The sequence below is a fragment of the Comamonas suwonensis genome, from assembly GCF_012844455.2.
Classification (GTDB): domain Bacteria; phylum Pseudomonadota; class Gammaproteobacteria; order Burkholderiales; family Burkholderiaceae_C; genus Comamonas; species Comamonas suwonensis.
The window spans coordinates 204,131-216,359 of record NZ_JABBCQ020000002.1 but is presented as its reverse complement, the minus strand read 5'-3'; the positions used below and the strand labels follow the sequence as shown (position 1 = coordinate 216,359).

The window sequence follows — 12,229 nt, the reverse complement described above, 5'->3', positions numbered from 1 at the left end:
GAGCTTAGTGGCAGATATGCCTGTTTTACGCCGCCAGAAAATCCCGGATCGCAAACAGCGTAGCGTCGGGCGATTCTGTCATCTGGTTGTGGCCGTTGGCGATCATTTGCACTTTGACTGTTTTACCTGCCGCTTGTGCCGCGTCGATCAAGCCCTTGGCGGCCTTGGGCGTGGTCATCTGGTCTTGTTCCCCCAGCACAAACAAAACCGGGCAGGTGATCTGGGCCATGGCCGCTTCACCATTCGCATAGCGGTCGCAGGCGGTGAAGCCTGCGTGCAGCAAGTTGGTATCGGCATTGCTGGCCAGCACGCGGCGGCCCAGCGCCATGCCGGCGCCGAACACCCAGCTGCCCGCGCCATTGGGCGGGGACAATGTTGCGCGCGAAAAGGTGTTGACCATGGCAATGGCTTTTTCGGGTGTGTTCAGGGCCGATTCCAGAAGCGCGGGCGAGACCTTCATGGGGAAGGCAGTGCCCACCAGCACCAGATGGCTGATGCGGTCTTTGAGCGTGGCGGCAGCTTCCATGCAAATCAGACTGCCCCAGCTGTGGCCGATCAGCGCGGCTTTTTGCAATCCCGCGGCATCCATCAGCTGGCCGATGAACGTGGCGGCATCTTCAACCGTCTTTGGCGCTGCGCCGCCGCTTTTGCCATGGCCGGGAAGATCCAGTGCCAGCACATTCCAGCCGTGGTTGGCGATATAGCGGCTTTGCAGCGCCCATACGCTGTGGTCGCACAGCACGCCGTGAATGAAGATGGCGGTGGGCTTGGCGGCATCGAAGGCCTTGCCTCCGGTATAGGCATAGACTTTGGCGTTGTTAACTTCGAAAAACATAGCTGTCTCCGCAATAAGGGTAAGCGCTAGAGGCTGTTTTTTATATAAATATGAGTGATGCAGAGGGCGGTCTCAAAGGTCGGGAATTAGCCGCTTGCCCAGGCTTACTGTCTGGTCGTCGGCATAGTCCAGGCTCTCATAGAAGGCGATCACGGCTTCATTACCAGCGCGAATCTGCAGATTGAGCTTGGGGCAACCTTGCTCCGTCAGTACCTGCTCGGCGCGCTTCATCAAATCTCGGGCATGGCCTTGGCGCTGGTGCGCTGGGTGCACGGCCAGGTAGTTGATCCAGCCGCGGTGACCGTCATAGCCCACCATGATGGTGGCGATGACCTGGCCGTTGACATCGCAGCCCACCCAGAACAGATCGGGCGATACGCTGCGCTTGCGCGCAATGTCTTTGTACGGATCGTTCCAAGGGCGGGTCAGTCCGCAGTCTTGCCATAACTGCACCACGGCTTCGCTGTCGGCGGGGGTGAAGGTGCGAACCTGCATCAAGCCGCTTTCTCTGCCGCCTTCAGCGCGCGCTTGAGGTCGTCGATCAGGTCGTCGGCATCTTCCAGGCCAATCGACAGACGAATCGTGCCTTGACTAATGCCTGCTTGCGAAAGCGCTTCGTCGCTCATGCGGAAGTGCGTGGTGCTGGCGGGATGAATCACCAGAGAGCGGCAATCGCCCACATTGGCCAGGTGGCTGAAGACCCTGAGCGTTTCGATAAAGGTTTTGCCCTGATTGCGGTTGCCCGCAATGTCAAAGCTGAACACCGAGCCCGCGCCGCGCGGCAGCAGCTTTTGCGCCAGCGCATGGGAGGAATGCGTCTCCAGCATGGGGTGGCCCACACGGCTGACCAGCGGGTGGGTGGCCAGAAACTGCACCACTTTTTCGGTGTTCTTCATGTGGCGCTCCATGCGCAGCGGCAGGGTTTCTATGCCTTGCAGAATCAGCCAGGCGCTGTGCGGGCTCAGGCAGGCGCCAAAGTCGCGCAGGCCTTCGCGGCGGGCGCGCAGCAAGAATGCGCCCACGGTTGATTCCTCGCTGAACACCATGTTGTGAAAGCCATCATAGGGCTCGGTCAGCTCGGGAAATTTTCCCGATTTTTCCCAGTCAAAACTGCCGCCATCCACCACGATGCCGCCGATGACCGTGCCGTGGCCCGACAGAAATTTGGTGGCCGAGTGGTAAACAATGTCGGCCCCGTGTTTGAGCGGCTGCATCAGCCAGGGCGAGGTGAGGGTGGAGTCCACCAGCAGCGGCACGCCGGCCTCATGGGCGATAGCGCTGATGGTGGGGATGTCCAGCACATCCAGCCCGGGGTTGCCCACGGTCTCGCCAAAGAACAGCTTGGTATTGGGGCGCACGGCTGCTTTCCAGCCGTCAATGTCGCCGGGTTTGACGAAGGTGGTTTCAATGCCAAAACGGCGCAGCGTGTAGTGCAGCAGGTTCTGGCTGCCGCCGTACAGCGCCGTGCTGGCCACAATGTGGCTGCCCGCGCCCATCAGTGTGGCAATCGACAGATGTAGCGCGGCTTGACCGCTGGCCACGGCAATCGCGCCGACACCGTTTTCCAGGGCCGACACGCGTTGCTCCAGCACCGCATTGGTCGGGTTGCTGATGCGACTGTAGACGTGGCCGGGGCGCTCCAGGTTGAACAGGCTGGCGGCGTGGTCGCTTGATTCAAAGACAAACGATGTCGTCAGGTGAATGGGCGTGGCGCGTGCGCCGGTAGCGGGGTCAGGCTGAGCGCCTGCGTGCAAGCTCAGGGTGTCAAAACCGGGGTCTGAGTAGCCGGGCATGTCTTGTCTCCGTGATGATTTTGATCATTGAAGGCGACATTGCGCCCGCAACAAATGTTCTGATTTGACGAATTGATGATTGATTTTGTAGAAAATCAACTGTTTCGTCGGTATTTTCGTTTTTCTGACCTCGTCCCATTGTGGGCTATATTGGTGCACGCACTCGCATTTTGCGCACAGTGATGCCGCACGTGCTGACACGTGCAGGACAAATACGGCCAGAGTGCAAACCAGATTCGGAGAACAGCAATGAAAGTAAGTGACATACTGCGCGTCAAAGGCAACACCCTGTATACGGTGTCGCCCGATGAAAGCCTGGCTGCTGCGGTGCAGGTGATGTCGGAAAAGGACATCGGCTCGCTGGTGGTCATGGAGCATGGCGATGTGGTGGGCATGCTCACCTTCCGCGAAGTGATTCAGGGCTTTGTGAAAACCGGCGGCGTAGAGCGTGCCTCTGTGCGCGGTGCCATGGACGATGCGCCAATGACCTGCACCATGGAAACGGATATGGATGAGGTGCGCCGAATGATGCTGGACCGCCATGCGCGCTATATGCCAGTGATGGACAAGCGGATGCTGATGGGTGTGATCTCTTTGTATGACGTGGCCAAGGCTGTGGTGGACAGCCAGAACTTTGAAAACCGCATGCTCAAGGCCTATATCCGCGACTGGCCCGAAGGCGAGCGCCAAGGCGCGGACTGAGCGGTCTGTATTTCCAGGTCAGCTTGAGTCTTTCTCACTTTAGGGTGAATGGAGCGGGCTGGTACTGAGGGCACAAACGACACACCCCGCATGCGCGGGGTGTGTCGTTTGTGCGGCCATCGGCGATTTCACATCGCCCGCACGCTATCAGCAAAGCTTGGTTTAAACCATGGCTTCACCGGTGCGGCGTGCTTCGCGTATATCGCGAAACAGGCCCACGCACAGCACCAGCATGACCATGGCGGCCATGAAAGGCCATACCAGAACGAAGGCGGTGAAGAAAAAGCTGCTCATATCAAATCTCCTTTGAGTTACTTTAATAAAACGTTCCAACCGATGCCGCGTCTGACATTCAGTGCGGCGAGCGCTGAAAGGCGACAACGCGCTCGGCAATGCGGTCAAAGTTGAATCGCTTTTGGTTGCGAAGGCTGAGCCCCACGCAGACCAAGGTGCTGACGCCGTACGCCGTGAGTGAACTCAGGAGTACGGGGTAGTCACGCAGGAAATTGAGGCTCAAGGGAAGCATCGCTGCCATGGCCAACGTACCGGCGATCAGGCCTGCGGTACGGCCCAGAAAGCCAAAAGCCATCAAACCGATCACGACGCCGCCGCCCACGGAGCTGAGAAGCTCAAAGAAGATGCCAACCGCGCCCTCCATGGGCAACCAGCCAAAGCGAACGACGAGGAACATGGCAAAACCGGCCAGTACGGCACCGGTAAAGGCAAAGTTGTTCACGCGAGGCCAGTACAGGCTGGCGATGACAGGGAAGACAATCGTGCCCCAGAGTGCGCCAACAAAGATCAGCATGGTCAGGATGTCGAGTTTGAGGCTGGCGAAGACCACGCCCACCACGGTCGCCACAATCATGGTCATGCGGCCCACCCACAGCATGGTGCTGGCTTTGGGCTTGCCCTTGGCGATGTTCTTGCCGTAGATATCGGTCATCACAATGGCTGACAGAGCGGCCAGATCGGAATCCGCTGTGGAGGACAGCGAGCCCAGCACCATGATGAAGAACATGCCGATCATGAAGGGCGGCAGATAGGTCGACGCCATTTGGGGGATCAGGTTGTTGAGGTCGCCATCCATGGGCTCAATACCTGCCAGCAAGGCCAGCACGCCAATCATTCCCAGGCCAATCACAATGGAGCCGTAGCCAATGGTGGCAGTGATGAAAGACGGTTTGATCAGGTCTTCTCGCACGGCAAAAAGGCGTTGGGCAATGGTCTGATTGCCAATGGCGTAAGCCAGTACGGCCACAAAGTAGGGTGCTCCTTGCTCCAGGAAAGCAGTCTTGGAGAAGAAGCTTGCCTGCTCGGGGGTAAGGCGGTGAATGCCTTCGACAAACAGCTCGGAGCCACCCAGCGTGAAATAAATCATGGGAATGATGATCACGGCCGCCAAAATCATGGCGATGAGCTGACCGAAGTCCGTCATCACCGAGGATCTGAAGCCCGACCACAGGGTATAGGACAGAACGCCCAGACCCGCGAGCACCACGCCCTGAATAAAGGACAGCGGGGTGAGCATGTCCACCAAGGTACCCGCGGCGGTGAAGTTCACCATCAGGCTGATGCAGCTGCCCAGGATATTGGAGCCTGCCAGGATGAGCTGACTGGACCGGCCATGGCGCGCGTGCATGATTTCGGCCAGCGTATGAGCCTGAGGTGCAAGGGCGCGAAAGCGTCGCCCGAAGGGGTAGATGAACAAGATCATCAAAGCGCCCCAGAAACCATAGTGCAGTGCGCCGGACAGTCCGTATTTGTAGCCGGAAGAGGCTGCCGCATAAAAAGAAGCGGCCCAGATCCAGGTGGCAGTCATGCTGGCTGCCGACATGCCAAAGCCGATAGAGCTGTTGGAGACCATGTAGCCATCGACATTTTCTTTTTTCTCGCCAATGCTCAGGGACATCAAAAACGTAATGCCATAGAACGCCAGCAGCAAAACGATTGCCGTGGTGGTTGAGAGCTGATACAAAATTCCTCCTTGGCGCGCACGGCAAAGCGCCAGACTTGTAAAAAGTCAGGCCAGTGGGCGCAGTTCAGTAGCGGCGCAGCGCGAAAACGCTGGCGCGGGCCTGCAAGTGGCTAGGCCCAAATCGCTTAATCAATGAAAGTGGCTGACAGGTGGGCTCAAGCCCTTAATCCATCCTGCGCAAGGGGCAGGGCCTGCAGTCGCTAACCAGAGTGACTGGTAAAAGCCGACGCGGAACTGGCGAAAGTAGTGTCCAGGTGTCCGCAACGACCCGGATATTTTAGCAGCAATGGGTTTGCGGTCTTTTGTCGTGTCAATTATTTGACAAAAATCGAAGGTGTGTCGCTCGCTTTGGTACGCGACGGATGGCATGGGTTGGTGGCTGCGCAGGCATAATCCGCAGCCTATGAGCGGCAATACCTTCGGCACAATTTTCACGGTCACCAACTTTGGTGAATCCCACGGTCCAGCCATTGGCTGCGTGATTGACGGCTGTCCCCCGGGCATGGCCTTGAGCGAGGCAGATATCCAGTTCGATCTGGACCGCCGCCGCCCCGGCACCAGCAAGTTCGTCACCCAGCGCAACGAACCTGATGCGGTCGAGATTCTCTCGGGCGTGTACGAGGGCAAGACCACGGGCACGCCAATTGCGCTGCTCATCCGCAATACCGACCAGCGCAGCAAGGATTACTCCAACATTGCGCAGAGCTTTCGCCCTGGCCACGCTGACTATGCTTACTTTCAAAAGTACGGCATCCGCGATCCGCGCGGTGGTGGCCGCTCCTCGGCACGCCTGACAGCGCCCACGGTGGCTGCCGGTGCCGTGGCCAAGAAGTGGCTCAAAGAGAAATTTGGCACCGAATTCCGTGCCTGCATGACGCAGATCGGCGAGCTGCCCATCGGCTTCGAAAGCTGGGAGTACGTTCCCCACAACCCTTTCTTTGCTCCTGTGGCTGATGTGAGCCAGTACGAAGAGTACATGGAGCAGCTGCGCAAGAGTGGTGATTCCTGCGGTGCGGCGCTGCGTGTGAATGCCAGCAACATGCCCGTGGGTCTGGGTCAGCCCCTGTATGACCGTCTGGATGCCGATATTGCCTACGCCATGATGGGCTTGAACGCCGTCAAGGCCGTAGAAATTGGTGCGGGGTTTGACAGCGTGGCCCAGCGCGGCACCACGCACGGTGATTCTCTGAGCCCCGAGGGCTTTCGCAGCAACAACGCTGGCGGCATCGTGGGTGGCATCAGCACCGGGCAAGACCTGGAAGTGCGCATCGGCATCAAGCCCACCAGCTCCATCATTACGCCGCGTGAATCGATTGATGTGCATGGCAATACTGCCGAAGTGATTACCAAGGGCCGCCATGACCCTTGCGTAGGCATTCGCGCTGCACCCATTGCCGAGGCGCTGCTGGCGCTGGTGGTGATGGAGCATGCGCTGCGCCACCGTGCGCAGAACGCAGATGTGGATTCGGGCCAGGCCCCCATTCCTGCTTCAGCTGCCTGACATTAAAAAGACCATTTTGTGCGGTACAACCAGAGGCTCAGGAGAGTCGTGATGGTTGTAGCAAACAATAAGATCAATCAACGCCAGCCCCGCGCTTTGTCACCGGGCTGGCGTTGTGCATTTCGAACCATGGCCGCAGGCCTTGCTGTGGCGCTATTGCCGATAGGTCTGTCGGCCTGCGGTGGTGGCACGATCAAGCCAACCAGCATGGACATTACCTTGCTTGGCTTCAATGACTTTCACGGCAACCTGGAACCGCCCAAACAGGCTGTGGCGGCCAAAAACGCGCAAGGACAGCGCGTAGCGGTGCCCGCAGGGGGCGCAGCCTATCTGGCGCAGGCGGTTGCCGAGCGGCGTGCTGCCAGCCGCCATGTGGCGGTGGTGACGGCGGGGGACATGATTGGGGCATCGCCCATCGCGTCATCGCTGTTTCTGGATGAGCCCACGATTGAAGCGCTGAACCTGATGAAGGTGGACTTTGCCGCGACCGGCAACCATGAATACGACCAGGGCGCTGACGAGCTGCTGCGCATGCAAAACGGCGGCTGCGAGAGGTTCACGAGCAAAGAGCCTTGCCAGCTCAGCAAGCCCTTTAAGGGGGCGTCGTTTCAGTATCTGGCGGCCAATACGCTGCGCGAGGATGGGAAACCGCTGTTCCCGTCCACAGGCGTGAAGTTTTTTGAGCAAGACGGCTTGCGCATTGGCGTGGGTTTTATTGGCATGACGCTGAAGAACACGCCGCACATGGTGCGCCCCAGTGGCGTGAAAGGGCTGCGCTTCACGGCAGAGGCGCTGACGGCCAATGCGCTGGTTCCGCAGCTGCGCGCGCAAGGGGCGGATGTGATTGTGGTGCTGGTGCATGAAGGCGGCAGCACCACAAGTAGTCTGCAGGACCATAGTTGCCAAGGATTGTCTGGCGATATCGTGCCGATTCTGGAGCAGCTCTCTGACGAGGTGGATGTCGTCATCTCCGGCCACACGCATCAGGCCTATCTGTGCGACTACGCCAAGGTCAACCCGAAGAAGCCATTTTTGCTGACCAGCGGTGGCATGTACGGTACGCTGCTGACGGAGGTAAAGCTCACTGTCGATACGCGCACGCGCCGCGTGAGCCAAAAGACAGCACGCCAGAATATCGTCCAAGGCGAGGCCTACACCGGTAGTGCAGGCGTGGTGGCGCTGCAGTCTGATTTTCCGGTCTTTGGTGCTGATGCGGATGTGGCGCAGCTGCAGCCTTGCGCATGCCCCACAGCAATGGCGAAAGCGTGATGGGCCGCATGGTGGCAGACAGCATTCTGGCCGCCACGCGAGATAAGGCAGCAGGCGGGGCGCAAGTGGCCTTCATGAATTCTGGCGGCGTGCGCGCCGATCTGGTGCCAGATGCCAGCGGGCAGGTCACTTACGGCCAACTTTTCAGCGTGCAGCCCTTTGGCAATACGCTGATGGTGATGAGCTTGACGGGGGAGCAGATTCGCCAGGTGCTGGAGCAGCAATTCAACAGCGGCACCAACACTGTGGATGCGCCGCGCATCCTGCAGGTGTCGCAAGGCTTTGGCTACCGTTTTGACCGCAGCCAGAATGCAGGGCAGAGGGTGAGCGATATTCGCCTCAACGGCCGCCTGCTGGACATGGCGCAAACCTACCGCGTGGGCCTGCAAAGCTACCTAGGCACGGGCGGCGACAACTTTAGTATTTTTATGCAAGGCACTGAGGTCGTGGGCGGCATGCTGGATGTGGATGCGCTGGTCGAGCATGTGCGCGCGCAGAGCCGGGTAGCACCCATGGCGCTACCGTTACAGGAGCGTATTGCGCTTGTCCATTAATGAAAATGAATCAAAAAAACCTTGGATCCATTGATTAGAAGGCACTACATGCTCTTGAGTTAATAGCAGTATCAGTTTGGAGCCGCCCAAAAACAAAGCCACCGGAGGGTGGCTTTGATGTGTCTGATCGATGTATCAGCTGGCAGCTGGTTTCTTGGGCGCTTTGGCCTTGGGGCTGCGGACTTCATCCATGATGTTGGTGAAGTCGTCCACATCCTCAAAGCTGCGATAGACGCTGGCAAAGCGGATATAGCCCACTTTGTCCAGGCCCTTGAGCTCATCCATGACCAGCTCACCAAGGCGGCTGGAATCGATCTCGCGCTGACCCAGATTGAGTAGCTTGTCTTCGATGCGCTCTATGGCAGCATCAATGAGCGCGGTGCTCACCGGGCGCTTGCGCAGCGCGATCTTGAAAGAGCCTTGCAGCTTGGCGCGCTCGTATTCGATGCGGCGGCCATCTTTCTTGACCACGGTCGGAAAACTGACCTCGGGCCGCTCATACGTCGTAAAACGCTTGTCGCAGCCACCGCAGCGGCGGCGGCGGCGGATGAAGCCCCCATCCTCGGACTCGCGTGTTTCGACAACTTGCGTGTCCGGGTTGCTGCAGAAGGGGCACTTCATGGTGTGTCAGCGCAGCCGAATTTACTTGCTGTAGACGGGCAGCTTGGCGGTCAGTGCGGCAACCTTTTCACGCACGGCAGCCAGGGTGGCTTCGTCTGTGGGGTTCTCCAGCACGTCGGCCACCAGGTTGGCAGTGATGCGGGTTTCTTCTTCGCCGAAACCACGGGTGGTCATGGCGGGAGTGCCGATGCGGATGCCGCTGGTCACGAATGGCTTTTCGGGATCGTTAGGGATGGCGTTCTTGTTCACAGTGATGTGAGCCAGACCCAGAGCCGCTTCAGCAGCCTTGCCGGTAATGCCCTTGGCGCGCAGGTCCACCAGCATGACGTGGCTTTCGGTGCGGCCGGAGACGATGCGCAGACCGCGAGCGGTCAGCGTGTCGGCCATGACCTTGGCGTTCTTCACGACTTGTTCCTGGTAGGCCTTGAACTCGGGAGTCAGGGCTTCCTTGAACGCGACGGCCTTGCCGGCGATCACGTGCATCAGGGGGCCGCCTTGCAGGCCAGGGAAGATGGCACTGTTCAGCGCCTTCTCGTGCTCAGCCTTCATCAGGATCACGCCGCCACGGGGGCCGCGCAGGCTCTTGTGCGTGGTGGTGGTGACCACGTCAGCATGGGGCACGGGGTTGGGGTAGACGCCCGCAGCGATCAGGCCAGCGTAGTGAGCCATGTCGACCCATAGGATGGCGCCGACTTCCTTGGCGATCTTGGCGAAGCGCTCAAAGTCAATGTGCAGAGCGTAGGCAGAGGCACCGGCCACGATGATGCGTGGCTTGTGCTCACGGGCCAGCGCTTCCATCTTGTCGTAGTCGATGGCTTCGTTGGTGTCCAGACCGTAAGAAACGGCATTGAACCACTTGCCGGACATGTTCAGTGCCATGCCGTGGGTCAGGTGACCGCCTTCGGCCAGGCTCATGCCCAGAATGGTGTCGCCGGGCTTGGCAAAGGCCATCAGCACAGCCTGGTTGGCTTGCGAGCCGGAATTGGGTTGCACGTTGGCGGCTTCAGCGCCAAAAATTTGCTTGATGCGGTCGATGGCCAGTTGCTCGACCACGTCCACATGCTCGCAACCACCGTAGTAACGCTTGCCGGGGTAGCCTTCGGCGTACTTGTTGGTCAGTTGGGAGCCCTGGGCTTCCATCACGGCGGGCGAGCAGTAGTTCTCGCTGGCGATCAGCTCGATATGCTCTTGCTGGCGATGATCTTCAGCCTGAATGGCGGCAAACAGTTCGGGGTCGACTTTAGCGACGGTATCGGTGCGTTGAAACATGGCAGTCCTGTGAACTTGAAATTCCCTTGAGGCCAAGGGCTGCCCAGGCGAACGGCTGAAACGCTTGCGGGTTGCAATCGCTGCGACCTTGGGCGGTACGCTCCCCGGTGGTTCACAAACCTTGCAGTCTGCTGGTTTCCACGTCAGCGGCAGAAAAACTCTGCGCCTATCGCCAGTTGCGTACACCCTCTAGTGTAGCTGAGCTGACATATCTCGGAACCGTATGCCCGCTTTTCTCGCAGGCTTGCGTTCGGGCATAAAAAAAGCTGGCACTCAGGCCAGCTCGAAAAAAATCGACAGTTTATGGTTTGAAGACTTACAGGCTGGAATCAGCCACAGTGACTTGCTGAGCATGAGATACCGTGGTGGCTTCTGCCGCCTTGGGCGCAGCAGACTTGGCTGCTGGCGTCACCGTATTAGCGGCAACCAAAGGATTGGCGGCGCGCAAGCCTGCACCCTGGCGCATACGCTGATGCTCGGCCAGCACCTTGGCCGCATAGCCACCATCGCTCGGCAGATTGGCTGCGCCCACGTAGTAGCGCAAGCCACCTTCGATGGAGCCAGCACGTGCAATGCATTCCTTGAGCACCTTGACGCCGACCTTAAGATTGGTCACGGGATCAAACGCGGCATGTTGGCCGCCAAAGCTCTCGTACTTGTCGGTGTGAATCTTGGTCATCACCTGCATCAGGCCTTGGGCGCCGACCGGACTTTGGGCAAATGGGTTGAAGCTCGATTCAATGGCCATGATGGCCAGAATCAGCGTGGGGTCCAGCTTGTTGGCTTTGCCTTGTGCATAGGCTTCGCTGACCAGAGCGGCAATGGGCTCGGGAGCCACGCGGTACTTGGTGCTGAGCCAGTAGGCGACCGCAGCTTGCTCCTTGGGCAGGCTTTTGGGGTTGACTGCGGTGGCGCGATCGCTGGCGACAATGATCTCAGAAATGGGGGCTTCTTCGATGCTGGCTTCAGCAACCACGGGCAGGCGGGCATCCAGCCACTGACGCAGCTGAGATTCGCCAGCCAGGCGCAGGTCTGGGCGAGAGATGAAAATCAAGGCCGAAATGGCCACGGCCAAGCCCAAGAGGGCGAAACCGTTGTGGGTAAGAGCAAGAAAACCGTTGGCCGTTTTGTGGCCCAACGTTCGCGCAGAGGCGACTAATTTTCCTGACGCTGGCATAGCTTGTCCTTTCTTGGCTATCGCCCGAGGTGGAACCGGGTCTGTGACACGGTGCGACCAGGGCAGCACGCCGATGAGGTTTGCTGCGGGCCGATTAAAAGCGCCCCGGCGGGGCGCTGATCGGTCTGCTCAGTCGTGAGGCAGCGGAAACAAAAAACGCTCATTTCGAGCGCTGGCGGATTCTAAAAGTCCTCTTAATACATAGTCAACACTAACAAAAATATTTTTTAGACTTTTAAATAATATAAAAACTGTATGAATATACAGCATGTAAATAAATTGACAGTAAACCTCACTGTGCGCAAGAGGGGTTCATGCTGATTTCGTGACATCTGTCATGAAGGCGAAAAAAAGTGCAAAAAAGCGGGTAACCCTTCACGAGCACAGATATAGTGAATCTGCCTGCACATCGCAGGTGCTTGCCAAAGGAAAGGGAAAGCAAACTCCGTCATGGCCTTTGATTCCACAGGCTACTGGCACTTGCTCTTTATCTTCGCTTGAGGCACCAAAGGGAGCAATCTTTGCTTCCA

The 12,229-nt window shown here is 58.5% G+C and carries 12 protein-coding genes and 1 riboswitch; of the genes, 4 read left to right on the top strand and 8 right to left on the bottom strand.

The window, feature by feature from the left end; genetic code table 11:
* Positions 1-25: 25 nt before the first annotated feature.
* From HF327_RS03100 to HF327_RS03090, 3 genes are all read right to left on the bottom strand, one after another.
* A complete protein-coding gene (locus HF327_RS03100) occupies positions 26-835 on the bottom strand; it encodes an alpha/beta fold hydrolase (protein ID WP_169106840.1) in 810 nt (269 codons plus the stop codon).
* A gap of 72 nt (positions 836-907) precedes the next feature.
* Positions 908-1,330, bottom strand: coding sequence for a GNAT family acetyltransferase (locus tag HF327_RS03095; protein WP_169106839.1), 423 nt, complete (start codon positions 1,328-1,330; stop codon positions 908-910).
* Complete coding sequence (locus HF327_RS03090; protein WP_169106838.1) at positions 1,330-2,628, bottom strand: O-acetylhomoserine aminocarboxypropyltransferase; 1,299 nt, start codon at positions 2,626-2,628, stop codon at positions 1,330-1,332. Before HF327_RS03090 ends, HF327_RS03095 begins: the two co-directional genes overlap by 1 nt.
* 249 nt (positions 2,629-2,877) lie before the next feature.
* On the opposite strand from HF327_RS03090, the gene HF327_RS03085 reads away from it, so the two are divergent.
* Complete coding sequence (locus HF327_RS03085; protein WP_099736373.1) at positions 2,878-3,330, top strand: CBS domain-containing protein; 453 nt, start codon at positions 2,878-2,880, stop codon at positions 3,328-3,330.
* Positions 3,331-3,492: 162 nt separating this feature from the next.
* Here HF327_RS03085 and HF327_RS21910 read toward each other — a convergent pair whose 3' ends face one another.
* Positions 3,493-3,624, bottom strand: coding sequence for a putative transporter small subunit (locus HF327_RS21910; RefSeq protein WP_210768955.1), 132 nt, complete (start codon positions 3,622-3,624; stop codon positions 3,493-3,495).
* A 58-nt stretch (positions 3,625-3,682) separates the two neighbouring features.
* Complete coding sequence (locus HF327_RS03080) at positions 3,683-5,308, bottom strand: sodium:solute symporter family protein (RefSeq protein WP_169106837.1); 1,626 nt, start codon at positions 5,306-5,308, stop codon at positions 3,683-3,685.
* 403 nt (positions 5,309-5,711) lie between these two features.
* On the opposite strand from HF327_RS03080, the gene aroC reads away from it, so the two are divergent.
* The 3 genes from aroC to HF327_RS22405 are packed head-to-tail and all read left to right on the top strand — an operon-like array spanning position 5,712 to position 8,632.
* Positions 5,712-6,809, top strand: coding sequence for a chorismate synthase (gene aroC, locus HF327_RS03075; RefSeq protein ID WP_169106836.1), 1,098 nt, complete (start codon positions 5,712-5,714; stop codon positions 6,807-6,809).
* 51 nt (positions 6,810-6,860) lie between these two features.
* Positions 6,861-8,078, top strand: a complete 1,218-nt coding sequence (locus tag HF327_RS03070) for a metallophosphoesterase (protein WP_407927019.1) — start codon at positions 6,861-6,863, stop codon at positions 8,076-8,078.
* Complete coding sequence (locus tag HF327_RS22405; protein WP_407927018.1) at positions 8,051-8,632, top strand: 5'-nucleotidase C-terminal domain-containing protein; 582 nt, start codon at positions 8,051-8,053, stop codon at positions 8,630-8,632. Before HF327_RS03070 ends, HF327_RS22405 begins: the two co-directional genes overlap by 28 nt.
* A gap of 135 nt (positions 8,633-8,767) precedes the next feature.
* Here the strand turns inward: HF327_RS22405 and nrdR are convergent, their stop codons facing one another.
* The 3 genes from nrdR to HF327_RS03055 all read right to left on the bottom strand — a co-directional run bounded on the left by nrdR (position 8,768) and on the right by HF327_RS03055 (position 11,699).
* Positions 8,768-9,253, bottom strand: coding sequence for a transcriptional regulator NrdR (gene nrdR, locus HF327_RS03065; RefSeq protein ID WP_169106835.1), 486 nt, complete (start codon positions 9,251-9,253; stop codon positions 8,768-8,770).
* 21 nt (positions 9,254-9,274) lie between these two features.
* Positions 9,275-10,522 carry a serine hydroxymethyltransferase gene (gene glyA / locus HF327_RS03060; RefSeq protein WP_169106834.1) on the bottom strand — a complete coding sequence of 416 codons (1,248 nt, stop codon included), beginning with the start codon at positions 10,520-10,522 and terminating at the stop codon, positions 9,275-9,277.
* Between the two features lie 34 nt (positions 10,523-10,556).
* A riboswitch (ZMP/ZTP riboswitch) is annotated at positions 10,557-10,712 on the bottom strand.
* A 126-nt stretch (positions 10,713-10,838) separates the two neighbouring features.
* A complete protein-coding gene (locus HF327_RS03055) occupies positions 10,839-11,699 on the bottom strand; it encodes a lytic transglycosylase domain-containing protein (RefSeq protein ID WP_169106833.1) in 861 nt (286 codons plus the stop codon).
* Between the last annotated feature and the right edge of the window lie 530 nt (positions 11,700-12,229).

Bases quoted from the DNA above. Each gene is read 5' to 3' on its own strand.
- HF327_RS03100 (WP_169106840.1), bottom strand. From the start codon at position 835: ATGTTTTTCGAAGTTAACAACGCCAAAGTCTATGCCTATACCGGAGGC.
- HF327_RS03095 (WP_169106839.1), bottom strand. From the start codon at position 1,330: ATGCAGGTTCGCACCTTCACCCCCGCCGACAGCGAAGCCGTGGTGCAG.
- HF327_RS03090 (WP_169106838.1), bottom strand. From the start codon at position 2,628: ATGCCCGGCTACTCAGACCCCGGTTTTGACACCCTGAGCTTGCACGCA.
- HF327_RS03085 (WP_099736373.1), top strand. From the start codon at position 2,878: ATGAAAGTAAGTGACATACTGCGCGTCAAAGGCAACACCCTGTATACG.
- HF327_RS21910 (WP_210768955.1), bottom strand. From the start codon at position 3,624: ATGAGCAGCTTTTTCTTCACCGCCTTCGTTCTGGTATGGCCTTTCATG.
- aroC (WP_169106836.1), top strand. From the start codon at position 5,712: ATGAGCGGCAATACCTTCGGCACAATTTTCACGGTCACCAACTTTGGT.
- HF327_RS03070 (WP_407927019.1), top strand. From the start codon at position 6,861: ATGGTTGTAGCAAACAATAAGATCAATCAACGCCAGCCCCGCGCTTTG.
- HF327_RS22405 (WP_407927018.1), top strand. From the start codon at position 8,051: ATGCCCCACAGCAATGGCGAAAGCGTGATGGGCCGCATGGTGGCAGAC.
- nrdR (WP_169106835.1), bottom strand. From the start codon at position 9,253: ATGAAGTGCCCCTTCTGCAGCAACCCGGACACGCAAGTTGTCGAAACA.
- glyA (WP_169106834.1), bottom strand. From the start codon at position 10,522: ATGTTTCAACGCACCGATACCGTCGCTAAAGTCGACCCCGAACTGTTT.
- HF327_RS03055 (WP_169106833.1), bottom strand. From the start codon at position 11,699: ATGCCAGCGTCAGGAAAATTAGTCGCCTCTGCGCGAACGTTGGGCCAC.